The 26964-nt window shown below is 55.0% G+C and carries 28 protein-coding genes and 1 riboswitch; of the genes, 13 read left to right on the top strand and 15 right to left on the bottom strand.

Annotation, left to right across the window (positions count from 1 at the left end):
* Positions 1 to 70: 70 nt before the first annotated feature.
* Positions 71 to 904, top strand: coding sequence for an enoyl-CoA hydratase/isomerase family protein (locus tag H0S68_RS18350; RefSeq protein ID WP_201896091.1), 834 nt, complete (start codon positions 71 to 73; stop codon positions 902 to 904).
* Between the two features lie 80 nt (positions 905 to 984).
* On the opposite strand, the gene H0S68_RS18345 is transcribed toward H0S68_RS18350, so the two are convergent.
* Both H0S68_RS18345 and H0S68_RS18340 read right to left on the bottom strand, forming a co-directional pair.
* Positions 985 to 2766, bottom strand: a complete 1782-nt coding sequence (locus tag H0S68_RS18345) for an ATP-binding protein (protein ID WP_410528901.1) — start codon at positions 2764 to 2766, stop codon at positions 985 to 987.
* On the bottom strand, positions 2763 to 3395 hold the full coding sequence (locus H0S68_RS18340; protein ID WP_410528900.1) for a LuxR C-terminal-related transcriptional regulator: 633 nt from the start codon (positions 3393 to 3395) through the stop codon (positions 2763 to 2765). Before H0S68_RS18340 ends, H0S68_RS18345 begins: the two co-directional genes overlap by 4 nt.
* A 178-nt stretch (positions 3396 to 3573) precedes the next feature.
* Here H0S68_RS18340 and H0S68_RS18335 point away from each other — a divergent pair, with 178 nt between their 5' ends.
* Together H0S68_RS18335 and H0S68_RS18330 are read left to right on the top strand one after the other, a co-directional pair.
* Entirely contained in the window at positions 3574 to 3888 is a 315-nt protein-coding gene (locus H0S68_RS18335; protein ID WP_041414827.1) for a lipoprotein, read from the top strand.
* Between the two features lie 219 nt (positions 3889 to 4107).
* Entirely contained in the window at positions 4108 to 7194 is a 3087-nt protein-coding gene (locus H0S68_RS18330) for an autotransporter domain-containing protein (protein ID WP_410528899.1), read from the top strand.
* Between the two features lie 94 nt (positions 7195 to 7288).
* On the opposite strand, the gene rluF is transcribed toward H0S68_RS18330, so the two are convergent.
* Positions 7289 to 8074 carry a 23S rRNA pseudouridine(2604) synthase RluF gene (gene rluF / locus H0S68_RS18325; RefSeq protein WP_115058273.1) on the bottom strand — a complete coding sequence of 262 codons (786 nt, stop codon included), beginning with the start codon at positions 8072 to 8074 and terminating at the stop codon, positions 7289 to 7291.
* Between the two features lie 166 nt (positions 8075 to 8240).
* Between rluF and H0S68_RS18320 the strand changes: the two genes are divergently transcribed.
* A complete protein-coding gene (locus H0S68_RS18320) occupies positions 8241 to 8501 on the top strand; it encodes a type II toxin-antitoxin system Phd/YefM family antitoxin (protein ID WP_142814646.1) in 261 nt (86 codons plus the stop codon).
* 7 nt (positions 8502 to 8508) lie between these two features.
* Positions 8509 to 8814, top strand: a complete 306-nt coding sequence (locus H0S68_RS18315; RefSeq protein WP_185959377.1) for a type II toxin-antitoxin system RelE/ParE family toxin — start codon at positions 8509 to 8511, stop codon at positions 8812 to 8814.
* A gap of 17 nt (positions 8815 to 8831) precedes the next feature.
* Here H0S68_RS18315 and H0S68_RS18310 read toward each other — a convergent pair whose 3' ends face one another.
* A complete protein-coding gene (locus H0S68_RS18310) occupies positions 8832 to 9281 on the bottom strand; it encodes a winged helix-turn-helix transcriptional regulator (RefSeq protein ID WP_020828124.1) in 450 nt (149 codons plus the stop codon).
* Between the two features lie 93 nt (positions 9282 to 9374).
* Between H0S68_RS18310 and H0S68_RS18305 the strand changes: the two genes are divergently transcribed.
* The 4 genes from H0S68_RS18305 to H0S68_RS18290 all read left to right on the top strand — a co-directional run bounded on the left by H0S68_RS18305 (position 9375) and on the right by H0S68_RS18290 (position 13870).
* Entirely contained in the window at positions 9375 to 10607 is a 1233-nt protein-coding gene (locus tag H0S68_RS18305; protein ID WP_128865071.1) for an MFS transporter, read from the top strand.
* A gap of 195 nt (positions 10608 to 10802) precedes the next feature.
* Entirely contained in the window at positions 10803 to 11510 is a 708-nt protein-coding gene (locus H0S68_RS18300; RefSeq protein ID WP_115058275.1) for a GntR family transcriptional regulator, read from the top strand.
* A 9-nt stretch (positions 11511 to 11519) separates the two neighbouring features.
* Positions 11520 to 12497, top strand: coding sequence for a sugar phosphate isomerase/epimerase family protein (locus tag H0S68_RS18295; protein WP_410528898.1), 978 nt, complete (start codon positions 11520 to 11522; stop codon positions 12495 to 12497).
* A gap of 107 nt (positions 12498 to 12604) precedes the next feature.
* Positions 12605 to 13870, top strand: a complete 1266-nt coding sequence (locus H0S68_RS18290; RefSeq protein ID WP_128865069.1) for an MFS transporter — start codon at positions 12605 to 12607, stop codon at positions 13868 to 13870.
* A 46-nt stretch (positions 13871 to 13916) separates the two neighbouring features.
* On the opposite strand, the gene H0S68_RS18285 is transcribed toward H0S68_RS18290, so the two are convergent.
* Positions 13917 to 14342, bottom strand: coding sequence for a GNAT family N-acetyltransferase (locus H0S68_RS18285; protein WP_046372925.1), 426 nt, complete (start codon positions 14340 to 14342; stop codon positions 13917 to 13919).
* A 68-nt stretch (positions 14343 to 14410) separates the two neighbouring features.
* Positions 14411 to 14512: riboswitch (TPP riboswitch) on the top strand.
* A gap of 36 nt (positions 14513 to 14548) precedes the next feature.
* On the opposite strand from H0S68_RS18285, the gene thiM reads away from it, so the two are divergent.
* The 4 genes from thiM (at position 14549) to H0S68_RS18265 (ending at position 18077) form a co-directional block, all read left to right on the top strand.
* Positions 14549 to 15343, top strand: coding sequence for a hydroxyethylthiazole kinase (thiM, locus tag H0S68_RS18280; protein WP_046372926.1), 795 nt, complete (start codon positions 14549 to 14551; stop codon positions 15341 to 15343).
* A complete protein-coding gene (gene thiD / locus H0S68_RS18275; RefSeq protein WP_046372927.1) occupies positions 15340 to 16140 on the top strand; it encodes a bifunctional hydroxymethylpyrimidine kinase/phosphomethylpyrimidine kinase in 801 nt (266 codons plus the stop codon). The genes thiM and thiD overlap by 4 nt, the downstream gene beginning before the upstream one ends.
* Positions 16141 to 16225: 85 nt before the next feature.
* Positions 16226 to 16684 (top strand): inhibitor of vertebrate lysozyme family protein, encoded by a 459-nt coding sequence (locus H0S68_RS18270; RefSeq protein ID WP_115058278.1) that lies wholly within the window; start codon positions 16226 to 16228, stop codon positions 16682 to 16684.
* A 358-nt stretch (positions 16685 to 17042) separates the two neighbouring features.
* Complete coding sequence (locus tag H0S68_RS18265) at positions 17043 to 18077, top strand: methyltransferase (RefSeq protein ID WP_061069179.1); 1035 nt, start codon at positions 17043 to 17045, stop codon at positions 18075 to 18077.
* A 57-nt stretch (positions 18078 to 18134) separates the two neighbouring features.
* On the opposite strand, the gene gutQ is transcribed toward H0S68_RS18265, so the two are convergent.
* The 10 genes from gutQ to H0S68_RS18215 all read right to left on the bottom strand — a co-directional run bounded on the left by gutQ (position 18135) and on the right by H0S68_RS18215 (position 26926).
* Positions 18135 to 19106 carry an arabinose-5-phosphate isomerase GutQ gene (gene gutQ, locus H0S68_RS18260; RefSeq protein WP_142814649.1) on the bottom strand — a complete coding sequence of 324 codons (972 nt, stop codon included), beginning with the start codon at positions 19104 to 19106 and terminating at the stop codon, positions 18135 to 18137.
* A complete protein-coding gene (locus H0S68_RS18255) occupies positions 19099 to 19872 on the bottom strand; it encodes a DNA-binding transcriptional repressor (protein WP_020828112.1) in 774 nt (257 codons plus the stop codon). Before H0S68_RS18255 ends, gutQ begins: the two co-directional genes overlap by 8 nt.
* A gap of 83 nt (positions 19873 to 19955) precedes the next feature.
* The gene (gene gutM / locus H0S68_RS18250; protein ID WP_122080004.1) at positions 19956 to 20312 is read right to left on the bottom strand and encodes a transcriptional regulator GutM; all 357 of its coding nucleotides are present in this window, start codon (positions 20310 to 20312) and stop codon (positions 19956 to 19958) included.
* Positions 20313 to 20364: 52 nt separating this feature from the next.
* A complete protein-coding gene (gene srlD / locus H0S68_RS18245) occupies positions 20365 to 21144 on the bottom strand; it encodes a sorbitol-6-phosphate dehydrogenase (RefSeq protein WP_130016651.1) in 780 nt (259 codons plus the stop codon).
* A gap of 10 nt (positions 21145 to 21154) precedes the next feature.
* The gene (gene srlB / locus H0S68_RS18240; RefSeq protein WP_046372931.1) at positions 21155 to 21517 is read right to left on the bottom strand and encodes a PTS glucitol/sorbitol transporter subunit IIA; all 363 of its coding nucleotides are present in this window, start codon (positions 21515 to 21517) and stop codon (positions 21155 to 21157) included.
* A gap of 22 nt (positions 21518 to 21539) precedes the next feature.
* The gene (locus H0S68_RS18235; protein WP_410528897.1) at positions 21540 to 22517 is read right to left on the bottom strand and encodes a PTS glucitol/sorbitol transporter subunit IIB; all 978 of its coding nucleotides are present in this window, start codon (positions 22515 to 22517) and stop codon (positions 21540 to 21542) included.
* A 15-nt stretch (positions 22518 to 22532) separates the two neighbouring features.
* Positions 22533 to 23081 carry a PTS glucitol/sorbitol transporter subunit IIC gene (locus H0S68_RS18230; RefSeq protein WP_020828107.1) on the bottom strand — a complete coding sequence of 183 codons (549 nt, stop codon included), beginning with the start codon at positions 23079 to 23081 and terminating at the stop codon, positions 22533 to 22535.
* A 264-nt stretch (positions 23082 to 23345) separates the two neighbouring features.
* On the bottom strand, positions 23346 to 24395 hold the full coding sequence (gene fbaB, locus H0S68_RS18225; protein ID WP_012146277.1) for a class I fructose-bisphosphate aldolase: 1050 nt from the start codon (positions 24393 to 24395) through the stop codon (positions 23346 to 23348).
* A 205-nt stretch (positions 24396 to 24600) separates the two neighbouring features.
* Positions 24601 to 25287 carry a GntR family transcriptional regulator gene (locus tag H0S68_RS18220; RefSeq protein WP_259218230.1) on the bottom strand — a complete coding sequence of 229 codons (687 nt, stop codon included), beginning with the start codon at positions 25285 to 25287 and terminating at the stop codon, positions 24601 to 24603.
* A 145-nt stretch (positions 25288 to 25432) separates the two neighbouring features.
* Entirely contained in the window at positions 25433 to 26926 is a 1494-nt protein-coding gene (locus H0S68_RS18215; RefSeq protein ID WP_410528896.1) for a mannitol dehydrogenase family protein, read from the bottom strand.
* Positions 26927 to 26964 lie beyond the last annotated feature (38 nt).

Here is a 26964-nt window from a genome sequence, read left to right as displayed (position 1 = left end):
TGCAAAGTATACCATTCGATCGGCGGCGCGAAAGTCCAGCGCCGATACCCTGACAAACAAGGACATCGACATGAAAGATACCGATTTCAGCAAACTCAGCTTGTCTCACGCAAAGGGGGTCATGACGACCACCCTCAATAATCCGCCGGTCAACGTGCTTGATGTGGCTTTGATGTCGGAAATCAGCCGCTTACTGCGTGCCGTGCGTGACGACCCGGATACTCGCGTGCTGGTTTTCCAGAGTGCGGATCCGGAGTTCTTCATCGCTCATGTCGACATGACCTTAATCGATGAACCGCACGCTTTTGATGAGCTGGCGCGTAATGCGCCGGAAGGGCTCAACCCGTTCCAGGCATTCGGTGAGTTGCTGCGCAGCCAGCCCCAGGTGACTATCGTTAAGCTTGCCGGGCTGGCGCGTGGGGGCGGTGCAGAATTCGTTGCGGCGGCCGACATGGCTTTTGCCGCCGAAGGGCGGGCAGGGCTGGCCCAATGCGAAGCCTTGATGGGCATTACGCCCGGTGGCGGCGCGACGCAATACCTGACGAACCGCATGACGCGTGGTCGCGCGCTTGAAGTGGTCCTGGGAGCCGATCTTATCGACGCGGCGACCGCAGAGCGCTATGGCTGGATTAACCGCGCCTTGCCCGCATCCGAACTCGACGACTTTGTCGAACGCCTGGCGCACAACATTGCGGCACTGCCCGAAGGGGTTATCGCGGCGGCCAAGCAGGCGATGCCGGCGGCAGATCTGCGGGAAGGTTTTTATCGTGAGCATGAGGCCTGGGCGGGGCTTTTTGAACGTCCCGCAGCGGAGAGACTCATTCGGGGCGGACTGAAGGCGGGCGCCCAAACCAAAGTGGGTGAGCGCAACCTCGAAGGCCTGCTGCGCAATCTTGGTGCCTAAGCGGCAGTCTCAGCCGCAATCTTGCCGATGCCGGAAATGCAACGTCGGCAGGGTACAGCCCCGAACAGGCCTGGCGCCGGCTAGCAGGATGACCACTGCGACAGCAAGGCATGCAGCTTCGCGGGTTCCAGCGGCTTTCTTAATACCAGATAACCTTCCTGTTCGGCCTCTTGCAAAATGGGGGAGTTAAATTCCCCGCTGACCATGGCGCCGCTGGTGTCCGGCAGGCGTTCGAACAGCGCTTTCAATATATCGAAGCCGCTTTCACCGGAGCGGAGCCGTTGATCGCAAAGTACGGCGAAGGGGGTGAAGCCTGCGTCGATAATCGCAAAAGCCTCCTCGGCGGAAGCGGCGCAACGCACGGTGATCCCCCAGGTACTCATCAAACTCGACCAGGCGGAGGTGACCAGCGGATCATCATCCACCACCAGGCAGGCGCCACTCAATGACTCATAGCGGGTAGGGATCTGGCTGTGGGTATAGGCGTTGAGGTTTTCTGGCGTTTTGACTTCGCCGGTATAGAGGGCAAAACGCATCCAGAAATGCGATCCCTTGCCCTCCACGGAGCGCATGCCGTATTTCACCTTCATCAATTTGGCGCAGCGGGCCACTACCGCAAGGCCTAACCCATGACCGGCGCTATCGATTTTCCACGCCAGTTCGGGACGATAGTAGGGGGAGAAGATTTTGCCTTTCTCTTCGTCGGCGATGCCCACGCCGGTGTCCCAGACTTCGATCAGGCATTCTCCCTTTTGTGGGCGGATGGCAATCAATACGCCGCCTTTCTGGGTGTAGCGCAGCGCATTTTGTATCAGGTTAATCAGTGATTGTCGGATGAGCAATTGATCGCCCATCACGGCAATGCGTCGCTTGGGGCGCCATGTCCGCAGGGATAATCCCCGGCTGTTCGCTTCTTCACGGAACAGGGTAATCACCGAGTCAAGCAGGGTTCCAATATCGACATGGGTGGTCGCCGTACTGACGTTGCCGGACTCAATCTTGCTGAGATCGAGCAAAGAATTGAACATCAGGTGCACGGAGCGCACGCTCTGCTGCAGATCCAACAGCTGGGGGGTTAAAGAGGCATCGCGATTTTTATGGATGATGGCCTCGATCAGGAAACCCATGGCATGTACCGGTTGGCGCAAGTCGTGACTGGCGGTGGTCAGAAACTGGTTTTTATCGAGCAGGGCTTGTTCCGCCTCCTCTTTGGCCTGGCGGAATTGCTCCGCAAGGCGAGAGCTCTTCTCTTCGAGACGGGCTTGCTGAATAAAAAACTGATGAGAACTCAATGCGTGGCGGTAGATGGCGAACCCGTAAAGCAGGTTGAGCATCAACACAATGAGCATGACGTCGTTTAAACGCCAAATGATGCCAACGTTAAGCATGCCCCAGCAGGCAAAGAAAAACAGGGTAAAGGTACTGATGATGGGCGTCAAATGGGTCGCATTCGCCGCGACGATGGCCGCGATGCTGATATTTAATAACAGGAAAAAATCGAAATTATTTATTTGTGGGGTTATTAAATATAATGAGGATATACCTATCCCATGTACGAAGGCGACTTTGTTGATATGTGGGAGCCAGCGGTTAAGAATAACGCCCGCATCCTCTTTCTCCGCTTCGCGTTGATATCTTTGGTGCCATAATCGGATAGCCAAAGCGCAGAATAAATACACTATTATCCAGCTGATTATCGGCCACAGCGGTTCACCCAGTAAATAAATCCAAATAGCAAAGGGGATACCGACGCAGGGCACAGCACTGAAACTAAAGACCAATCGAATAAACGTATTGTTCAATAATCGGATTTGCGCGTGCGACGAAATGCCATCATCTTGTAAAGATTGAAGTAGTTTCATTCGGACGGCCCCTGCCTGCCATGCAGTAACGTAATAGCTTCTACCCGACTGTTTACGCCTATTTTTTTAAGGATGTTGCTGATGTGCTCTTTAACCGTAGGTTCGGAAATAGCAAGCTGAGAGGCTATTCTCTTATTGGGAAAACCGCGCATCATCATGGTCAAAACGTCAATTTGTCGCGGCGTTAAATTGAAGTTTTGAAGATGGTTTTTGGCACTGGAAGCCTCCAGTAGATTATCCATAGGAAACCAGCTTTGATTTTCTAACAGCGCAGCAACGGCTTTGGCGAATAATTCTGGCGGCTCATTTTTGAGCACGAAACCATGGCCTCCGGCATCACGTACCTTTTGGCCTATTTCATTATTTTCATCGCCGCTGACCACTAATAATCTTACCTGTGGGTAAAGCTGTCTGAGCTCTTTGAGTAATTTTAATGCCGTGCCGTCGGATAACCAAAAGTCGATGACGATTAAACGCGGGGCGCCATTTTCCAGAATATGTCGATAACAACTCTCCTCGTTTGTCATCACGTAGGCGTGTTTAAATCGACAGTGCGTATTCAGGAAATTGGCGATGCCACTTGCCACCAACGGATGGTCATCAACGACCAACGCATAATCCTGCCCCAAGGGTATCTCCTTTTGCTAAAACCTATCAGATTGGTCTGACGACTTGTTATTTTCTACCCTCCCTACTTTAGGAGGGTTTTTTCGGTTAGGAAAGGGAAATATATTATTCAGGGATTTTGATAAGGTAAAACATAAAGCCATTCAGCATTTGGAACTGTTTGGTTACAAAGGACAATTTATGAGAAAACCACTTATCGCATTAACCGTTACGCTTCTGGTAGCTGGCTGTTCCACATTGAAAACCGATCAGGCAATACCGTTGCTGCAGGCGGAAACGGCCAAAATGCTGGGCCTGGGTTCATCGGATGAAATTACCGTCACCAATGTTAATGGTGCCCAACCCGACGCCCTTGGCGGGCAAAAACTTTCTTACCGTGCCACTACGGAGAAAGGACGAATCTTTGACTGTTCCTCGATGATGATGCCGGGTATTTTAGGTTCGGCCCCGTCGTTAAGCACACCAAGCTGTACCCCGGTCGTTACGCATAAATAATTCACCTGACGCGTTTAGCGAGGGTGGATGATCAATACCGATCCGCAGTCCCCATAATTTTGGCATCGAGACGTTAGCGCTGGGGGGCAATAAGCTAGTGTCTCGATGACAAATCAGCCTGTGTTCTCGCAAAACGCGCCGCGCATCCTCTAATGCATTGAGTTTTTCATATAAATAATAACTTTGATGGCATCAAGATAATTGGGCCGGAGAGAAAACATGAAAGATAAAACATCGCATAACTTAGCGGTAAGAAAACCGCTTTCGAAAGTTTACCTCGCACTTTTTTCCGCACCGTTGATATTGATTGGCCCAGCCGACGTGGCGCGTGCCGATGATGCTATTTTTGATGGTGAATCACGTATTACCGAATCTTTGACTTACACCGGGGATGTTTACGTCGGCCGTAATCAAAGCGGAAAGCTGTTGATCGATAATGGCCAAATCAATGCCTATAACGTCAATATTGGCCGTCGTGCTAATGGCCAGATATACGAAAGCCTGGTCACGGTCAAAGGGCCGAATGCCGTATTAAATGCGATCAATGACCAATCCGTTATGCACGGCAGTCTGAATCTGGGACTGGGGACGTTACGGGTAGAAGAGGGCGGATTGGCGACGGCGGAAGAGATTATCGTCGGCACCACCGGGGGGTATGACAGCCATCTTAATGTCAAAGGGGCCGGTTCCCAGGTGATCAGTGAGAGACTCGGTCTCGGCTTCGGACAGGGCGCACGTTCAACCTTGCTGATTGAAGATGGCGGGGGAGTGACCACCACGGCCGCCGCCAGAATCGACAGCGGTTTTCGCCCCGACGAGGCTGACAAGCTCAACCCCAAAGCCACGGTGACCGGCAATAACTCTCTGTGGAATATCACCCAGTCGCTCACCGCCAATGGCGATGTGGACGTGCTGAACGGCGGTGCGGTCAACGTTGGTAGCGCGGAGATTGCCGGTGTTTCAGGCTCAAGAAAAACCGCAGAGCTTTACATCGCCGGCAACGGCTCACGCTTTACCAGTGCGGGCAATGTCAACGTAGGGGATTATGGCAACGGGGTGCTGTCGGTTGTTGATGGCGGCTCATTCTCTGCCGGCAGCAACGAATTGCGGCTGGGGGATACCGGGTCCGGCTCTAACCGCGGCGCGTTGATTATCGGCAGCCGCGGCAACATGGATACCGGCACCGGCTTGACCGAACCTACGCTCGGCGCGGCGGGTGGTGCGGGTACTGTCGATGCCCAAACGGTGGTCAATCTGCGTGGCGGGTTGTTCGGCAGCTACGTTTACTTTAATCACAACTCAGATAACTACGACTTCCGCAACAAGATGGTCGGCGAAGGCGAAGTCATCAACACGGCCGGCCAGACGACGTTGAGCGGCGACCTGACTCAACTCCAGGCGAATGTCACCGCACGCGGCGGCAAAATCACCATCGCCAGCGACATCAATACGCAGCAAGAAGACAACGTTTTCGATGTGCAGACGCTGAGCGCCGAGAATGGCGGCACGCTGATCCTGAACGCCACTGCCGGTTCTGACGTCAGCAATGGTCTGGGTTACAGCAGCGCCGCGTCAATCAAAGCCGGCGGGACGCTGGGCGGCAACGGCACCTTGGGGCAGACTGAAATCCAGTCCGGCGGCCATATTTCCCCTGGCGACGGCAACATAGGTACCCTGACGCTGAAACGCTATCTGAATTTCCTGGGTGAATCCTTCTATGATGTCGATATCGCCGGTGATGGCAGCAGCGACAAACTGGTCGTTTCAGGCAAAACCACCATCAGCGATCAGGCCAAGGTGCAGGTGACCGCGTTGGATCCGCAAACCAGCTATCAAACCGGCCAAAGCTATCGCATTTTGACCTCGGATGGCGGGATTGACGGTCGGTTTGCTGAAGCCGTCTCAAAATCTGCATTTTTGGACGTTGCGCTTAACCACAGCACCAACGCCGTGGATCTGACGATTGCACAAAAGGACGGCAACCCAGGTGAGGGCGGCAACCCAGGTGAGGGCGGTAACCCAGGTGAGGGGGGTAACCCAGGTGAGGGCGGTAACCCAGGTGAGGGCGGCAACCCAGGTGAGGGCGGCAACCCAGGTGAGGGCGGCAACCCAGGTGAGGGCGGCAACCCAGGTGAGGGCGGTAACCCAGGCGAGGGCGGCAACCCAGGCGAGGGCGGCAAGCCCGGTATTTTCCAAACGGTCGCGCAAAGTAGCAATCAGTGGAATACCGCCGGTGCGCTATCGACGTTAACGCAAAGCGGTCCTTCGCTGGCCTTGTATAACTCTGTGCTGCTGTTGAGCGCACCGGAAGCGCGCGAGGCGTTCAATCAACTGTCCGGTGAAGTTTATCCGTCCATTCAGTCTAACCTGATCGCCGGCAGTAGCATGCTGCTCAACGTGTTGAATCAGCGCATGCTTCGCGTATTTGATAATGATGCGCTGCCTGTTCCACCGATGGCGATGACGTTGGTTCAACCGGCTCAGGCTGAAAATAACGGCGTTTGGGGGCAGACGTTCGGCTCCTGGATGAGAAACAGCGGTAACGATAACGTTGGGAAATTGGACGGCCACACCAGCGGTTTCCTGTTGGGCGCCGATCGTAAACTCGCTGACCACAGTATCCGCGTTGGGGGATACGTAGGCTATAGCCGTGGCGACTATGATGTCGATAGCCGTCGCTCCAGTTCCGACAGCGATAATTACCACCTGGGTCTTTACGCTGCTGGGCAGCAGGATGCCTTCTCCCTGCGCGGTGCGCTGGGCTATACCTGGCACCGGCTCGAAAATGAGCGCAACGTTAATTTCGGCAATTACTCGGATCGGCTCAAGGCGGACTATGACGCAGACTCGCTGCTGGCGTTCACCGAAGCAGGTTACCGTTTTGGTCAGTTGGATGCGAATATCGAGCCATTCGTCAACCTGAGTTATATCCGTTTGCATACCGATAACTTCCAGGAGAAAGGCGGGGCAGCGGCGCTGAGCGTCCGTAATGAAACGATGAATACGTTCTATTCAACGTTGGGCGTGCGGGGATCTACCGAACTGCCGAAAAACGTCAGCCTTTACGGTTCATTAGGCTGGCAGCACGCTTACGGCGATAAAAATACGTCATCGCGCATGGCATTTGCCGGCAGCGACGCATTTATCACGCAGGGACAGGCGGTAGATGACAATCTGCTGGTGGCGGATGTGGGGGTGAGCGTGAAGCTGTCGCGTTCCACTACGTTGGCTCTCGGTTATCAGGGGCAGTACGGTTCTGATACCCAGGTCAATTCGGTCAATGCCAATATCAGATGGTCGTTCTGATTCACTGAGGAAAAGGGCCTTTGGTCTTGAGATGTCGTTGGGCAACTTGCAGTTTTACCTGGTTGCCTGGCGATATCTCTGCTCCAGAAAACCTTCACTCCGTGTCGAGATTTTCGCTGACATCAGGCGCTAGCGAAACGGGCAGGCGAACATCCTCGCAAGATGAGTGCTCAATCAGCTTAAACAGCACGTTCTTTTCGTCACCGGTCAAATCTCGCCATTCGCCCAGCGGCAATCCTGTCAAATCGACGTTCATAATGCGCACACGCTCAAGTTTGGTGACGTGATAACCAAAGTATTTGCTCATACGGCGGATTTGGCGGTTAAGGCCCTGAACCAGCGTGATGCGAAACATCTGCGGCGCGATTTTCTCCACCCGGCACTTTTTCGTCACCGTATCCAGGATGGGGACACCGGCGCTCATCCCCTGAATAAACGCGTCGGTCAGCGGCTTATCGACGGTAACCAGATACTCTTTTTCGTGGTTATTGCCGGCACGAAGGATCTTATTGACCAGTTCGCCGTGATTGGTCAGGAAAATCAGCCCCTGGGAATCTTTGTCCAGACGGCCTATAGGAAAGGTGCGCTTGCTGTGATTGACGAAATCACCGATGTTATTTTGCACGTGCTTTCCCATGCTGGTGATGATGCCCACCGGCTTGTTCAGCGCGATAAGCACCAAATCTTCCGCATTACGTGGCTCAATCCGCTGGCCGTTAACTTGCACTACGTCCCCGACAAATACCTGAGCGGCCACGGCGGCTACGTTGCCGTTGATGAAAACGTTGCCCTGTTTGATATGACGATCGGCACTGCGGCGTGAACAGATGCCGCTGTCGCTAATGTATTTATTAAGGCGAATGGATGATTGAGTCAGCATGATTTCCCCGTAAAACGCGGACTATACAGTAACCCTTAAGGCCTTGCGAAGGGGCATATGGGGTAATGCGTAAACCGAAAGATCGCCCCCAATAAAATCGTGTGAATAATTTTTGCTCAAGAAATCGAATGAGCGAATCGAACGATTCAGTCGAAAGGTAATGAAAATGCATATTCTGACAGCCAATGAAGCCAAAACCCAGTTTGGCGATTTGCTGCTTAAGGCTCAGCGTGAACCGGTACAAATCACCCGTAATGGCAAGCCCGTTGCGGTTGTGGTGTCTGCCGAAGATTACGAGCAAATTGAAGCGATGAAACTCCAACTGTTACAAATGAAGATTCAGCGTTCCCAGCATGATATGGCGATCGGCAATGCCGTTGATGGCGAGACGTTTTTCTCTGAACTGCTGGAGCAGGATAAAGGATAAAGGATAAATGGCCAGTTACCGACTGACCGGTGAGGCGCAAAACGATATCCGGGAGATTCGCGACTACACATTGAGCAACTGGGGCATGCAGCAATCCAGAGATTACCTCGTAAGACTGCGCCAAGTATTAACCAACCTGACGGAAATGCCAGGCATTGGGCAGCATCGAGTCGAGGATCCAGGGAACGGTGTTTATAGCTTTCCCTACCTCAGCCATATGATTTATTACGCTACAGCAAACAGCGAAATTACCATTTTTGCAGTTTTGCTCCAAAGCCGCGTTCCAGCCAAACATCTGCCTCAGCGGCTGTAGGTTCAACTAATGTGATTTTACTCTTCACCCACCTTTACCACCCGGGTATTCAGCGGTGTGAGCGTTTGCCCGACGCTGCCGGTCGGCGTCATGCGCGGGATCGGTTGGCCGCTGTCGCTTTCGACTAAGGTTGAATGCGCCTCTTGCTCGGCAAACAGATGGTCTTCCCCCCATTGGCGCAAGCCGACGATCACCGGGAACAGGGCTCGGCCCTTGTCTGTGAGAATATACTCCTGATAGGCGCTGCCGTCTGAGGCCGGTGCGATCTCCAGAATGCCCTGTGCCACCAGGGTGCGCAGACGGGTGGAAAGGATATTTTTCGCCATCCCCAGCCCCTTTTGGAATTCACTGAAGCGGCGCACGCCGTCGAACGCGTCGCGCACAATCAACAGTGACCACCAGTCGCCAATCACATCCAAAGTGCGTGCCACCGGGCACGGTGCATCTTCCAGGCTTTTACGTTTCACGTTATCCCTCCTGCCACACTATCTGGTTGCATTATAAAACCTCTACGCGTAATGTCCATTGGGTTTAATAATGAAACCACTTTGGAGAAAACGATGAGTGACAAAACGCTGGATCCGATCTGCGTATCTCAGGCGAGGGGACTGAGTCGGCTGCCGGCTTCGCTGGTGTTGTTGCTGGCCGGCGCCAGCGCTTTTAGCGTGGCTAATGTCTATTACGCCCAGCCGTTGTTGGATGCCATAGCCCAGGAATTTGCTATCAGCGTGGCGTCGGTGGGTATGGTGATCACTGCCACCCAGCTTGGTTGCGCGTTGGCGCTGTTATTGGTAGTACCGCTGGGGGATCGCATTAATCGCCATCGGCTGTTAGCGGTACAGCAACTGTTGTTGATTGCCGCATTGTGCATGGTCGGTTGGGCAAACAGCAGCCTGCTTATGCTGATCGGCATGTTGCTGGTGGGATTATTGGGCACCGCCATGACGCAAGGACTCATCGCTTTTGCCGCCACGCTGGCGGCACCTCATGAGCGTGGGCGGGTCGTGGGGGCGGCGCAGGGCGGTGTGGTGCTGGGTCTGCTATTGGCGAGAACCCTGTCCGGCGCGTTGGCAGACGCAGGAGGTTGGCGCACGGTGTATTTTTTTTCCGCCGGAGTGACGCTGATCTTGCTGCCGATTCTGGCACGTTTGCTGCCTGCACCGAGCACGCCGCCTTCAACGCTTAGCTACACCGCCTTGCTGCGTTCGATGCTGACGCTGTTGCTGCGCGATCGCACGTTGCAAATTCGCGGCATGCTGGCGCTGTTGATGTTTGCGGCATTCAGCATCTTCTGGAGCGCATTGGTGCTGCCGCTGAGTCAGGCACCGTTCAACTTTTCGCATGCGGTGATTGGCGCCTTTGGCCTGGTGGGCGCGGTGGGGGCGCTGGCGGCGGTAAGAGCAGGGCACCTGGCGGACCGCGGCTTGGCGCAGGTGGCGAGCGGTATCTGCCTGCTGCTGTTGGTGCTGGCCTGGCTGCCGCTCGGCATGCTGGGTTATGGCCTAGGGTGGTTGATTATCGGCATTGTATTGCTCGATTTGGCAGGCCAAGCCATTCATGTGTTGAATCAGAGCCTGATTTTCAGCGCACATCCGCAGGCGCATAGCCGGTTAGTGGGCGTCTACATGCTGTTCTATGCCATTGGCAGTGGGCTCGGCGCTTTTGCCAGCACTCACGTATTCGCCCTGGCAGGTTGGCAGGGGGTGTGCTGGCTGGGGGCGGGCGTCAGCTTTATTGCCCTGGTGTTCTGGGGGCTGACGCTGCGTGCGATGCCGACGGCGCCGGGAAAATGACGGCGTTCTTGATTCTGCCTGGCCCCTTGCTTAATCCGCAGTAAGAGAGGACCGGAGGGGGGATCTTGCCCAAGGTTGCCAAGATCCCTTCTGTTCTGGGACCGAAGTCACACATAAAATCCAATACCCCCATTGTTTGTCATAATTCACCGCGATACTGTTGTGCAATCTGGTTTAAACCAATTAGGTGTGGATATGGAAAACAGCTCAACCGTTGAATTGGCAAAGGCCAGGTTGAATGACTGGCTGAGCCAGGGGGCAATCGCCCCCGGTGACAAGCTTCCTTCGGAGCGAGAACTGGGAGAATTGCTGAACATCAAACGCATGACGTTACGTCAGGCGCTGTTGTTCCTGGAAAGCGAATCGAGGATCTTCCGCAAGGATCGACGGGGTTGGTTTGCGGCACTGCCGCGTTTTAACTACAACCCCAATTCCTCTACCAGTTTCAAACAGGCGGCTATCGAGCAGGGCCGTTGTCCCTCCTGGGACTATATGACCAAAGAGTGCGTATTGGCAGCTCCGGGGTTTATCAAAGAGTTATTGCAGGTCGACGCGGCGAGCGAGATCTACAAGATTTCTGGTTGGGGAGCGCTGGATCATCACATCGTGTTTTATCACGAAACCTTTATCAGCCCGCGAGTGGCACCCGGTTTTATCGAACGCCTGGGTGAGAACTCGTTTGCCGAGGTCTGGGAACAGGCTTATGGCACTTCCACGCGAACCCGTCATCTGGCCTTTAAACCCACCCGGTTATCCGGAGAGGCCTGCAAGGTGATGGGCGGAAATGCCAGCACGCCTGCGATTTTGGTCGAAAAGCATCGTGCCGATGCCGAACGCCGTATCGTGCAGGTGGATATCGAGCACTGGCGCTTCGAGTCGGTAGATTTCTTTATTAACTTATAGGTGAATATCATGGATCGCTTAACGGCGGAGAAAGTCCTTCTACGGGCACATAACTTGCCCCTTTACCTGCATGCTTACGCCTTTCATCTCAATATGCGTATGGAGAAGATCCTGCCAGAGGATTTGCTGATCATCGCCCATCAGCAGCGGCTGCGAGGGGTGAAGCTGCATGTGCTGGATGGGGAAAGTCAGGCGCTTTGCCATGCTGATGATGCCCGGCTGCGCCGGTTTGGCGAACAGGCTCGGCGCTATGGATTGGATATTCATATCGAAACCAGTGCCTCCGACTCGCAAACTATCGATCAGGCGGTGAATATCGCGCTGAAATGTGGGGCCAGCTCAGTGCGTTTTTATCCGCGCTATCAGGGCCCTTTGCTAGAGGTGTTGGCGCGCATCGGTACGGATATTCAGTACATCAAACAGCGTTATCAACACAGCGGCCTGAGTTTTACTCTGGAACAGCATGAAGATCTCAAGAGCCATGAATTGGTCGGCCTGGTCCGGGCGGCAGATTTCCCTCAGCTTTCCCTGCTGTTTGATTTCGCCAACATGATTAACGCCAATGAAGAGCCGCTGCCGGCACTGGCGGCAATGAGTGGGGAAATCACCCAGGTGCACATCAAGGACGCAATTATTGTGCGAGAGAACAAGGGGATGGGGCATCGCGCCTGTATTTCCGGACAGGGAGATCTGCCATTCCGAGAACTGTTATTGGGGCTGATCTGTCTGGGTGAAGATCAACCGCAGGTCACCGCCTACGGGCTGGAGGAAGAGGTGGATTATTACGCACCGCCGTTTCGTTTCAGCGACGAAGGGAATAATCCTCCCATTCCATGGCGAGAAATGAGTGAAACAGCGTTACCGGAGCAAGGGTTGGAAGCGCGATTAAAGAAAGAAACTCAGGATGCTTTAAATCAAATTCACTATGTTCGCACCATCATTGACAGTTTAACGCAGCAAGCTCAGGAACTGCTAAATCCGGAATAATATAAAAATAAATCTATAAATCACATATTCTCGCTGATGAGCGATCAACGCTCGCCTCATTATCGGGTAAACAACACCGCTTATTAATTATTGGCTGTGAGGGGACTATGTTAACTAAAAAAAGATGGGCATTATTTAGCTTGTTGGTTTTATGTGGAGGGACAATCTATAAATTGCCTTCCCTTAAAGATGCTTTTTATGTTCCGATGCAACAATATTTTCACTTGAGTAACGGCGAAATAGGCAATGCCATGTCGGTTAACTCGATTGTGACGACCATTGGCTTCTTCTTATCAATCTATTTTTCCGATCGTCTGCCGCGACGTTTTACCATGTCGTTTTCGCTGATTGCTACTGGCTTGCTTGGTATTTACCTGTCCAGCATGCCGGGGTACTGGGGCATACTGTTTGTCTGGGCGCTGTTCGGCGTGACCTGTGACATGCTGAATTGGCCGGTGCTGCTCAAATCGGTGAGTATGCTGGGGGATAATACTCAGCAGGGGCGTTTGTTCGGCTTTTTTGAAACCGGGCGCGGGGTTGTCGACACGGTGGTGGCCTTTTCTGCGCTGGCGCTGTTTACCGCATTTGGTAGCGGCTACCTGGGTTTTAAAGTCGGCATATTGTTTTATTCGGCCATCGCTATTTGCGTAGGGGTTATTATTCTGTTGGTGATGAAAGAAAGCCCAGAGGAAAAATTACCCGCTAAAGAACAACCCCTCGTCAATAAAAAGCCTGGCATGGGCAGCGTATTGAAAAACAAAACGGTATGGCTGATTGCCTTCAGCGTTTTCTGTGTTTACGCGGTGTATTGCGGATTGACGTTCTTTATTCCTTTCCTGAGTCATGTCTATGCGCTTCCGATTGCACTGGTGGGTGCTTACGGGATCATTAATCAATACTGCTTAAAAATGGTGGGGGGGCCGATTGGTGGTCTCATTGCCGATAAAGTATTAAAGTCTCCCAGCAAGTATTTATTCTATACCTTTATTATCAGCGCCATTGCGCTGGCGCTATTGATCCTGTTACCGCATGAACAAATGCCGGTTTACTTGGGCATGGCCTGTACGCTGGGATTTGGTGCAGTGGTCTTTACCCAAAGAGCGGTGTTCTTTGCCCCCATCGGTGAGGCCGGCATTGACGAAGAACATACCGGTGCGGCTATGGCGCTGGGCAGCTTTATCGGTTATGCCCCGGCGATGTTCTGTTTTAGCCTGTACGGTCATATTCTCGATGCCTTCCCAGGACTGACCGGTTACAAGATCGTTTTCGGGCTGATGGGTATGTTTGCCTGTGCCGGGATCATAGTGTCGGGGTTGTTGGTCAGAAATATCCGCGCACGCGCAAAACTGACCCCGGCAGCTTCTGTCGCCTGAGCCGGGGGCTTTAATGAACGGGCACGGTTTGCGCTGTGCCCTTATTTTATTTTGCCGGGGAGTGCAGCAGGTAATATTCTTCCCCGCCGTCATTGCCAGTAGTGATGATTCGCCAACCGTGCTTGTGGTAGAACGCCAGCGCCTTCTCATTCTTCACCAGGCATTTCAGCGAACCGGTGGCGGTAAAGGTCTGTTCCGCCGCTTGTAACAGAGCGCTGCCGACGCCGAGCGGCGGCAGATGCGGATCGACATACAGGTTGTGAATAAAGTTGTCCTGGCGATAAATCGACACAAATCCCAGCCGCTTCCCCTGATCTTCCGCCACCCAAATATCTTCGCCCAGCGTTGAGCGATCGAAATCCTCCAGCCGGTAATCTTCGGTATCGCGCCACGGAAACGCCGCTTTACGCGAAGCCAGATACAGGGTGCGCAGGAAGGGGCGATCGGCCTCTTGGTATTTTCTTATCTGCATGGCGCCTCCTTTTTATTTTTTGACACTATAGCGCGATTGACCTCGCCGGCGGCAACCCCAATAATGGCCGTCTTGACTCGGGGTGCCCTGCGCGATGCGCGGTGGCTGAGATTTTACCCGTATTACCTGATCTGGATTATGCCAGCGTAGGGAAGTCTCGGTGCCCCAACCGGTACCCGCCTTCTTGAACGCCGGTTGGGAGGAATATGCTCGCTCGACCTGATGTTTTCCCCGGCGCCCGCGCCGCGGCCTGTTTGACTCAATTTAAACGCCAATCGCCCCTGATCCATTGCCTGACCAACGAAGTGGTGCAGGAACTGACGGCTAACGTCCTGTTGGCGCTCGGCGCTTCGCCGGCGATGGTGGTAGAACCGACCGAAGCAGCGCAGTTCAGCCGACTGGCGGATGCGGTGCTGATCAACGTTGGCACCCTCAATGCATCACGCGCTGAATCCATGCTGGCTGCGGTGGAAGCTGCCAACGTGGCACAAACACCCTGGACGCTGGATCCGGTAGCGGTCGGCGGGTTGGTCTATCGCACCGCGTTTGCCCATCGTTTGTTGGGTGAGAAGCCGGCGGCGATCCGCGGCAACGCTTCTGAAATCATGGCGCTGAGCGGTTTGCAGGCTAACGGACGTGGCGTAGACAGTGCAGACGACTCGCTGGCGGCATTGCCGGCGGCGCGCGAATTGGCGCGCAGCAGCGGTGCGGTAGTGGCAGTAACCGGCGTTGTTGATTACATCACCGATGGCCAGCGTGACTGGGCGGTTACCGGCGGCGATGTGCTGATGACGCGGGTGGTCGGTACCGGTTGTGCACTTTCTGCGGTGGTGGCGGCATTTTGCAGTTTACCGGGCGATCGGCTCGATAACGTGGCGACCGCCTGCCGGGTGATGTCGCTTTGCGGTGAACGGGCCACGCGCCGTGCCGCAGGGCCGGGCAGTTTCACCCCAGCGTTCCTCGACGCACTGTATCAACTGCGCCCGGAGGAACTGCAATGAAACGCATTAACGCACTGACAATTGCCGGGACCGATCCGAGCGGCGGCGCCGGCATTCAGGCCGATCTAAAAGCTTTTTCTGCGTTGGGGGCCTATGGTGCCTCGGTGATTACCGCGCTGGTGGCGCAAAACACCCGTGGTGTGCAGTCGGTCTACAACATAGATCCGGCCTTTGTCGCCGCTCAGCTGGATTCCGTCTTCAGCGACCTGCGCATCGACAGCACCAAGATTGGCATGTTGGCCAACGCCGATATTGTGCAGGCGGTGGCGGAGCGTTTGCGCCATTATCAGCCGTCGTTTGTGGTACTGGATACCGTGATGCTGGCAAAAAGCGGCGATCCGCTGCTGGCGCCGGAAGCGGTGGATTCGATCCGTCGTGAACTGTTGCCGCTGGTGTCGATCATCACGCCGAACCTGCCGGAGGCGGCGGCGCTGCTGGCGTGCGCCCCGGCGGAAAATGAGCGCCAGATGCGCGAGCAGGGCCGGGCGCTCCTGGCGATGGGGTGTCAGGCGGTGTTGATGAAAGGGGGTCACCTTAGCGAAAGCGAAAGTCCGGATTGGCTGTTTACGGCCGAGCAGGAGCTGCGCTTTACCGCGCCGCGCGTGGCGACCCGACATACTCACGGCACCGGCTGTACGCTGTCTGCCGCCCTGGCGGCGCTGCGACCGCGTCACGACGACTGGGCCGGAACGGTCGCTGCCGCCAAGGACTATTTGCAACAGGCCCTGCTGCAGGCGGATACCCTGGAAGTGGGGCACGGTATTGGGCCGGTACATCATTTTCATGCCTGGTGGTAAGTCAACTTTTTGCTACCCTTGTGGTCTGACTAGATCCAGACCCGGCTTGGGCCGGGTGCAACCGAATTTTTCTAGGGAGAAGGCCATGACAGGACAAAACGCACTTCGCGGCGCCATCTTCGGCGCGTTACTCAGCTTCAGCGTGGGTGGTTTCGCTCAGCAGATCGTCACCACCTCGGACGTGATCCAACAACCGGGTTACCAGACCAGTTGGCAAAATATGGTCAAAGGTCAGGCTCGCTTGCCGGGTTGGGCGCGCAAGGGGATGGGAACCTCCACGCCGGCGCAGAGCCTGAGCTGGAAAGGGCAGAACTATCTGGTGGGCAATCTGTGCAAGCCGCATGACTGCGCCAACAACTTTATGATAGTGGCGTTTAAGGAAGACAAATCACAGGCCTGGGCGGTGCGCGTTGAGGTGGCGGATAAGCCGGAAGCGGTTGACCATCCAAAGAAATATGCCAAATACCAATGGTTGGGTAAGCCTGACGACAACATGAAGGCGTTGCTGAAACAACAGTTTGAGAATAATCCCGACTGGAAATAATCAGTTTTCGGCTGAAGGCATCTGCATTCAGCCGAATTTTTAAGGTATGTGTCTATTATTGAAATGAAATTTATATAAAATAAATCCTAGTGAGGAATATATTGCTTCATCATGAATTAATTATCTAATTGTATCTATGCTTTATCATTTTGTTTTTCTTGTTATATATATTCCTTTGTCATTTAATTGGTTGCATGATTTATGGTTATTTTTTCCTGATAACCTTGTTGGATTTATGGTTTTATTTTATTTAGTGTCTATGATCTTGTTTGGCGAATTTATTTCTCCTGAAATAAATAATCATTGTTAATTTTGCAATGGTGTCTGGGGTTAAATATCCAAACGGAGCATTATGATCATGGCAACTAATCACGTCACTCTTTCTGAAGATGAAAAAGCCTCTTTGTATTTGTTGGATCAAACGATGGGATTCACCGTGCAGGCCGCCTTGCGGGCTGCGGCTGAGCTGTGCGTGGCCGATCATCTGATCGACGGCCCCAAAACGGCCCAGGAGCTGGCAAGGAAGCTGGAAGTAAATAGCAGAATGCTGCATCGGGTCTTGAGTATTCTGGCATCGCGCAATATTTTTTCCGTTTCCGAAGACGGACGTTTCTCGCTTAACCCGGTAGCGCAATATTTACGTTCAGACTTGCCGGATTCACTGCGCGGCGGTGTAATGATGCTGACGGATGAAACAATGTGGCGTCCGTTGGGAAAATTGGCGGCAACGTTACGCGGCGAGCCGGTATTTAAACAAATATTCGGCATGCCATTCTATGATTATTGGTCGCAAGAGGATATTCCTGACGCGGAAAATGATTTCCATATCGGCATGGCATCGATGTCGGCGTTGGAAAATAAAATTTTGATGCGCAGTTATAAATTCCCCGAGCATTCTACGGTGGTAGATATCGCCGGGGGATTTGGCGGATTGCTGCTGAGCGTATTGCGCGCCAATCCGACGGTTAAAGGCATTCTTTTTGACCAACCGCAGGTATTGCCAAGAAACCGCCTTGGTGAATTGGGTGATGATTCGCGTTGGGAAACCTGCGCGGGCAGTTTCTTTGAAGCCTGTCCGACGGCAGACTTTTATCTGTTGAAATTTATCGTCATGGACTGGGCCGATGAGCCGGCCAGTCGCATATTACGCACCTGTCGTAATGCGATGCACCCGCAATCGAAGCTATTGCTTATTGAACCTGTAATAGTGCCGAATAACACCGCCTGGGACAGCTGCCGGGAGCTTGATTTGGTTCTGATGGGCAGTTTTGACGGTGGGCAGGTGCGCACCGAAGAAGAACTGAAGGCGCTGTTAGCCAGCGCCGACCTGAAGCTGAACCGGATTATCGATACCGGTTGTTATTTGTCGATCGTCGAGGCTGTACCGAATTGATAACCGGGATGAATAGGCAAGGAGGAACCCGCATTGCTGCGGGTTTATTCAGTTTAATTAGCCGATCCCGGCCTGATGCAAATCGTGCAGGTTGATCGCGCCGACCAGCACGCCGTCCAGATTGACCACCGGTGCGGCACTGATATGCTGTTCGTGCAAAGCTTCCAGGGCTTCCCCTGCGCGCCACTGCTCCGGCAAGCGATAGCCAGGGCGGGTAATGGCCGGGCTCAACGCATCCTGCAGGCTATTGCCTTTTACCAGCCAGCGGCGCAGGTCGCCATCGGTAAATACCCCCACCACTTTCTGCTGTGCGTCGCACACCGCGACTAACCCCAGCCCGGTGCGGCTCAGTTCGAGCATGGCTTCCATCACGTTGGCGCTTTCACTGACTTTCGGCAGACGATCGCCGGTGCGCATCAGGTGATGTACCCGGTTGAGCAAACGCGCACCCAGGCTGCCGCCCGGATGGGAACGGGCAAAGTCCTCGGCGTTGAAACCGCGCTGGCGCATTAAAGCCATTGCCAATGCGTCGCCCATCATCAGCGTATTGACCGCGCTGGAGGTCGGCGCCAAACCCATCGGGCAAGCCTCGCGTTCGACGCTGATGTCCAGCATGCAGGCCGCAGCCAACGCCAGAGGTGACTCTTTTCCGCCGGTGATGGCAATCACCGGGATGTTATTTTCCGCCAGCAACGGCAGGATTAAATCCAGCTCTTTGGCGCGGCCGGAATAAGAGATAAACACCACCACGTCGTCGGCGCCAATCATGCCGAGATCGCCATGCAGTGCTTCTGCCGGGTGCACGAAGAACGACGGAGTGCCGGTACTGGCCAGCGAGGCGGCAATTTTTTTACCGACGTGGCCGGACTTGCCGATGCCGGAAATCACCGCCTTGCCCCGGCAGTTCAGCAGCAGTTCGCAGGCGCAGACGAAATTATCGTCCAGTCGCGCCAGCAGGCGTTGTGCTTCAGTCAGCTCAATTTCCAGCGTTTCGCGGGCAAAGGCCAGCAGGGCAGCGGCGTTACTCATCAAAATCTCCTACCAGAATGATATTGATCCCTTTCGCCTGCAATGCGGCGAGGTAATCCGGATTGATGTTTTTATCGGTGATCAGGGTATCCACGGCGCTCAGGTCGCAGACCACGTTCGGGCTTTTGCGGCCGAACTTTGACGAGTCCACCAGCAGGATAATGCGGCTGGCGGCTTCGCACATCGCCTTGCTGACGTTGTGCACTTCGTTAAAGGTGGTGACGCCGGCATTAAGGTCCACGCCGTCCGCCCCGATAAACAGTTTGTCGAAGCTGAACTGCTGGAAAGCCGATTCCGCCAGGCTGCCGTGAAAGGACGCCGACTTTTTGCGATAGGTGCCGCCGGGCATCAAGATGGTTTGGTCGTTATCCAGCTCCACCAGCGCATTGACGATGTGCAGGCTATTGGTCATGACCGTGATGTTATTGAACTGCGCCAGATGCGGCACCATTTGCAGCACGGTGCTGCCGGCGTCGAAAATCAGCGAGTCGCCGTCGTTGATAAGCCCGATGGCGGCATAGGCGATCTGGCGTTTCTTTTCGGTATTGATATGGGTTTTGCGGTCGATAGGCTGATCGCCATCGTCGCGGCTGAGCACCACGCCGCCATAAGTGCGGATCACTTCACCTTCCTCTTCCAGCAGGGTGAGATCCTTGCGGATGGTGGTGCCGGTGGTGGCAAAGTGCGCTGCCAGGGCATCCACTGCCGTTTTGCCATGCCGCTGCAGATATTCAAGGATAGCGGCCTGCCGCTGCTTTGGTTTCATAGCCCGTCCTGTTCACAAGAGTTGCGCATTTCCCTTCGGCTAACAATTCAATATGAAAGGTAATGTCTTTTAATGTGAAAATATCATGATTTAGGGGCAATCGCTAACGATAGTGCAGTCTGGCATGCGGGATCCTCGGGGAAGATCACATCCGGGCGAAGATCGCGCTGATGCAGGCCGTGCAGCCTGGCGATAGGTTTCGGTTGGGCAAAGATGGTCAGGCCGCGCATTAACATGCTGCCGCAAACCCGCCGCTCGGAATCAAAGGCCAGCGCCAGCACCACCCGGGGTTGAAAGCGTCCGCCGGAACGCCCGACACCGACGGCACCCAGTCGGCACAGGCCGTCGAAGGCACGGTTGAAACGTTGGATCTGCCACCAGCCGAGGGCGATTTGCAGTAGCCAGGCCAGAACTGCGAAGGTGATTAATGCCTGAGTCATATAGCCTCCTGTTTGTTTTCCCTCTCCCGAAGGAGAGGGAGCGTTGACAAGATCAGAACATCACCTGACCGCCGGTAATGTTGATCGACTGGCCGGTGCAGTAAGAAGCCTTATCGCTGGCGTAAAACAGCAGGGTATTGAGCACGTCCTGGTAGTCACATCCGCGTTTCAGCGGCACCTTGTCGGTGTAATACTTTTCAACCTGATCCGGCGCGATCCCCAGTTTTTGTGCGTACTGCGGCAGCAGCGACTGGAACATCGGCGACTTCAACAGGTTACCCAGCATTAAGGAATGCACGGTAATGCCGTATTCCGCCAGATCGAGCGCCAACGACTGTGTCAGCCCCACGCCGCCGAACTTGGCGGCGCTGTAGCCGGAGTTGTGCTTGCTGCCGACCTTGCCGGATTTAGAGTTGATCTGAATGATGCGTCCGGCAATGCCGTCGCGGATCATCAGGCGAGAAAACTCGCGGGCACAGAGAAAATAGCCCACCAGATTGACCTGCAGCGAGCGGTCGAAATCCCCCAGCGGGAAATCGGTGATCGGTGCCGCCTTGGCGATACCGGCGCTGTACACCAGCAGGTTGGCCGGGCCGAATTCATCGTCAACCGCTGCCGCCAGCGCAATCACGCTTTGTTCGTCGGTGGCGTCGGCCTGGAAACCACGCGCGCTGCCCGCGCCGTATTGTTCGTTAATCTGTTGTGCTACCTGCCGGGCGTTATCCGCGTTTAAATCGGCGACCGCCACGCGATAGCCCGCCTGCGCCAGACCCTGGCACAGAAATGCACCCAACGTTTGGCCACCGCCAATCACTACAGCTACTTCAGACATGGTTTACTCCTTATGCGATAAATTTCAGCGTGCTGCCCAGCGGGATATCCGCCGGCGTGGTGCCGGATACGTGGATCGAACCGGGGAATTCGGCCTGTGGCTCTCCGTCGAAACGTACGGTGAGGTGACCCAATTCACGCAGGTTTTGAGTGGCGACGTCGCCGACGGCGGTGATTGGATAACGTTGCTCTGCCAGCTCCATCCACCCCCCGGCCTGCAATTCACCGGAGGTGTTGCCGTGCTGGTGGATGAAACAGAATTCTTCGATGTCTGCCGGTGCGCCTTCACGGAAGGTGATCAACATGTCATCTTGCAGCGCCTCGCGGGCGCAGTCACCAATCTGGGTGATGGTGGTCTGGAAAATGGTATTCATAACGGCTCCCTGGCAAACGAAGTTATTGGTAGATGAAGGCGGATGCGGCCCAGGCGATCAGCACCGTCGGTGCGCCGGTCAGGAAACGTCCGACCAATACCGAAGGAACGCCGACCCGAACCGTGTCCTGCTTGGCCTCCGCCAGCGACAGGCCGACGGGAATAAAGTCACAGGCGGCCTGCGCGTTAATCGCGAACAGCGCGGGCAGCGCCAGCTGCGGCGGAATATGGCCGAGGCCTATCTGCACCCCGACCAATACGCCGATCACCTGAGCGATCACCGCGCCAGGGCCGAGGAACGGCGACAGCAGTGGGAAGGAGCAGATCAGCGCCAGCGTCACTAGCCCAATCGGGCTGTTGGCCAATGGCGTCAGGCCATGGGCGATAAAATCCCCCAGGCCGGAAGCCATGATGATGCCGATCAGCGCCGAGACGAACGCCATAAACGGCAGTATGGTCTTCAGCACCGTGTCGATGGTGTCGCGCCCGGCCTGGAAGAACACCGCCACCACCGATCCCATGCCCATACCCACTTTGGCCAACAGGCCGTCGCTCTGCTCGGTGATTTTTTTGCTGGTGTCGTAATCCCGTCCCTTGGGTTGCGACGTGGCTGTCGGGATCTGATCGGTAGCCGCTTCCACCCGGCTGATGTTGCTATCACGCACGCCGGAGACGTAAATATCCTCGAGGATAAACTTCGCCAACGGGCCGGATTGGCCGGTAGCGTGAATGTTGACCGTCGGAATACGGCGCTTCGGGTACAGGCCGCAGCGCAGGGTACCGCCGCAGTCGATCACCATGACGCCAATTTCGTCTGCTGGCGGTTCGCCTTCTTTAAAGCCATCGACGGCATGCCAGCCGGTCAGTTCGCTAATCCGGTCGACGATCGATGGGCGGGTACCGGCAGTGATGTACACCACTTTTTTGCCAGGTTCGATCGGCAACGTTAATGGGCCACCCCAGCCGCTGGCGCCTTTCTCAATACGGATATAAGCACTCATGCTGCACTCCACGAATTAAAGTTGCACCTGGCGATCCAGGCGGATCCCCATCTTGCGTTCGAACAGGCTGGTGGTGAGATCGGTGATCCAGCCGCGGAAAAAGTTGGTGAACAGCCCGACCAGAAAATAGCTCACCGCCAGCGGCCCCAGTGGCAGGCCGAGGGTGGTCAACCCGCTGGCAATGCCGAGATAAACGAAGAGTTCGCCAGGGTTGATATGCGGGAACAGACCGTTCATCGAGTGGCAACTGTAGGACGCTGCCGCGTAATAGCTGGGTTTGTATTTCTCCGGCATAAAGCGCCCTAGGCTGAGGGTCATCGGGTTGCAAAAAACAAAGGTGCCGATCAGCGGCAGCAGCAGATAACGAGAAACCGGGTTTCCCGCACAGCGCTGCGCCAAGCGTTCGATACGTTCCTGGCCTACAAATTTGATCAGCGCGTTCATAATGACCAACAGGCTGATTAACAAAGGTAAAATGCCCGTCACCATGCCGACAAACACTTCACCGCCTTTCTGAAACAGGCCGATAAACCATTCGGCTCCGTGGGTGATTAGCTCAATCATTATTATTCTCCTGTGATGGAAGGTATGGCCTGGAGCGAACGGCGGCTCTGTCGCCATGGGCCTTACACTAATCACTTTATGGATTCATTTGTTTTAAATAGATCACAATTTGAAAGATAAATATTTTATTGTGAAAGTTAATAATGAAAGAAAAATAACATTAAGCGGCGGGGGAGCAGAAAAGGGGAGCGGGGATCGACAGAAAAATGCGACAAAAAAGCCCGGCGAACCGGGCTGGAGAAACGAACTGGGTGTGGCTTGGGATCAGGCGATGGTGACTTTCTTGTCCAGGTAGGTGTCCTGAACGGCATTGATCAACGCCACGCCTTCTTTCATCGATTTCTTGAACGCCTTGCGCCCCAGAATCAGGCCCATGCCGCCTGCGCGTTTGTTGATGACCGCGGTGCGAACCGACTCCTGCAGGTCATTCTCACCGGCGGCACCGCCGGAGTTAATCAACCCGGCGCGGCCCATATAGCAGTTGGCCAGTTGGTAGCGCACCAAATCGATCGGATGGTCGGTAGTTAGCTTGCTGTAAACGCGGTCATCGGTATAACCGAATTTCACCGCGCGGTAGCCGCCGTTGTTTTCCGCCATTTTTTGCTTAACGATATCGGCGCCGATAGTGGCGGCAATGTGGTTGGCCTGGCCGGTGAGATCGGCACTGGAATGATAGTCCACGCCATCTTTGTTGAACGCCGGGTTGCGCAGATAGGCCCACAGCACGGTGACCATACCCAGCTCGTGAGCGCGCTCGAAGGCGCTGGAAATTTCTTCAATCTGGCGGCGTGACTGCTCGGAACCAAAGTAAATAGTGGCGCCGACCGCAACCGCGCCCATGTTGAACGCTTGCTCGACGCTGGCGTACAGCGTCTGGTCGTATTGGGTCGGGTAGCTCAGGGTTTCGTTATGGTTCAGTTTGACCAGGAACGGAATTTTGTGCGCGTAGCGGCGCGAGACTGACGCCAGCACGCCATAAGTGGAGGCGACGCAGTTACAACCGGCCTCAATGGCCAGTTCGACGATATTTTTCGGATCAAAATACAGCGGGTTAGCGGCGAAAGACGCGCCGGCAGAATGCTCAATGCCCTGATCGACCGGCAGAATAGACAGGTAGCCGGTGCCGGCCAGGCGGCCATGGTTAAGCAGGCTTTGCATTGAACGCAACACGGTGTTGGGGCGGTTGTTATCGATCATTATCCGGTCAACAAAGTCGGCGCCCGGCAGGTAGAGATTTTCAGCAGGGATGGTAGTACAGCGGTGTTGCAACAGGTCTTCCGCTTCCTTTCCTAACAACTGTGCAATATCAGTCATGATTAACTCCCGATTTAGCTTCTTCATACACCGGCAACCTAAGGTATCTGACCACCGGCGTAGCAAAAAGCGGTGATTGAAGCTGATAGAACGATAGTAATGAAATCCTGACGGCAAGGAGAAACAATAGATGCGATTGAGAGGAATTGCCATTTGCGTGGCCAAATACGTGGGGACGATCGCCCCACGGAAGATTTGTGGCTGATTATTCGACCTCAAACCACTCGGTATTTTGCATAGAGATAGGGGTAATGGAGTAAATCATCTCTTGCAGGTGTTCATGAATGGCGCGCTCGGCAGCGTCAGTATCCTGTGCTTTCAGCGCTTCAAAAATGCGGTAATGCTGTTGGATCAGGCTTTCCGGCGGCGAAACCTCGCTCAGGCTGAGAAAGCGCACCCGATCCATGGTGGCCTTGATGGTTTCGATGGTTTCCCAGGCCAGCGGGCAGTCGGCAAACTGGGTTAGCAACTGGTGGAACTCGTCGTCCAGTGCCAAAAACTCACGGGTTTGCCGATTTTGCGCCGCCAACGTCTGGCGATGCAAATTATGCTCCAGCGTCATCAGCTGCTCCGCCGTGATCCGTTCTGCGACACGACGAACAATCGCGCATTCCACTGCCTGACGAATAAAGCGCCCGTCGGCTACCCGCTTGGCGGAAATCTTCATCACGAAAGTACCGCGCTGCGGCAGGATCTGCACCAGTCCCGCTTCCGCCAGCTTGATAAAGGCCTCGCGCACCGGCTGACGTGAAACGCTAAAGCGGGTGGAGATCTCTTTCTCAGACAACAAGGTGCCGGGGGGAATGGTGCAATCGACGATATCCTTACGTAGGAACCGATAGATTTGCTGATTGACCGGGAGGTTGTTGGTAAGGCTGTAGGTTTCAGACATGGTGAAGATCGGTAATCTGGCTGAGATTCGGGTGCCACCATACTAGCAGATTATTCTTTGATGGCGGGCGGATTAATCCACCCACTTAATATGATAACTCAATGATGTCATTCGCTGGCCAGGGGCTTCGGCACAGTGACATCCATCATCGTGCTTCCGATGTGTTTTCGATGACGGGCAGCGCGGCAACGGTGGCTCGAGCCCCCTGCGCCAGCAGCGTAAGGTAGGCATCGGTCACCACCTTGACGAACCGTAAGCTGTCCGGCAGATCGCACCCAAACACCGTTTCAAGCTGCAGCAGCGCCAGTACCCGTTCGGCGCCTTCGCGGCTGTTGCCGACCCGTTCGGCAAGACGTTCACGCAGGGGATCGTTGATTTCGATAACCTGACCCTGTTCGTCCTGGCCGCCGACGTAACGCATCCAGGCGGCCACCCCTAAAGCCAGGCAGCTAAAATCGCTGCCCTGTGCCAGGTGCCAGCGGATGGCGTCCAGCAAACGCTGTGGCAGTTTTTGCGTGCCGTCCATGGCGATTTGTCCGGTGCGGTGCTTCAGCGCACCATTGCGATAGCGAGCCAGCAGCGATTCGGCGTACTGCGTCAGATCCACACCGCTGACTTGCAGCGTCGGCGCCTGTTCCGCCAGCATCAGATGGCGCGCCGCACGCACAAAATGCGCATCCTGCATGCAGTCGCTGATATGCGCATAGCCGGCCAAATAGCCCAGATAAGCCAGAAAAGAGTGGCTGCCGTTGAGCATCCGCAGCTTCATTTCTTCGTAAGGCAGCACGTCGTGGACCAGTTCGACGCCGACCTTTTCCCACGCCGGACGCCCCTGTGGGAAGTTATCTTCTATTACCCATTGGCTGAAGGGCTCGCAGGCGACAGCGACCGGATCGACGATACCACCCAGTAAACCTTCAATGTGCCGCAGCGTTTCCGTCGTCATCGCCGGAACAATGCGATCGACCATGGTGGAGGGGAAGGCGACATGCTGTTGAACCCACGCCGCCAGTTCCGCATCCTGTCGCAGCGCCAGTTGGCAGAGCAGGTTGCGGGTCACCTGGCCATTGGCCGGCATGTTGTCGCAGGACATCACGGCGAATGCCGGCAGCCCACGCTCACGACGTAGCCGTAGCGCCGCCAGCAGCAAACCGGGGGCGGACTTTGGCCGCTGCGGGTGGGCGATATCATGCTGAATGTCCGGATGTTCAGCCAGCAGCTGGCCACTGGTGGGATGATAACAGTAGCCTTTCTCGCTGATGGTCAGTGAAACGATAGCGACCTCCGGCTGCGCCATGGCTTCAAGTACGGCTTCCAGCCCGTCGACCTGCAGATGCAGAGCTTGCCTGATAATGCCGACAACCTGACCTCGCCAGGCGCTGTCGTCCATTTCGGCCACCGTATATAACAGGTCCTGACGTTGTATATCGGCGATTTTTTGCTGGCCGTTGTGCATGCTGATCACGCCGTAGCCCCAATCGCTGGCGTAATCCTTTGCCAGACGTTCGGCGTAAATCGCCTGATGAGCCCGGAAAAATGCGCCAAAACCGAGGTGTACGATTCGGGGTTTTAGCCGTTGGCGATCGTAGCCTGGTGCTGCAATTGCCGCCGGTAGTGCGGCGGTGCTGGAAAGCGTCATGTTGTCGTTCCTGAAGAAGGGGAAAGCGGGGCGACCTT

This window comes from Serratia sp. AXJ-M (genome assembly GCF_046531865.1).
GTDB classification, from domain to species: Bacteria; Pseudomonadota; Gammaproteobacteria; order Enterobacterales; family Enterobacteriaceae; genus Serratia; species Serratia liquefaciens.
Note: the sequence above shows the minus strand (reverse complement) of the source record. Positions and strands in the feature narration are given on the sequence as shown.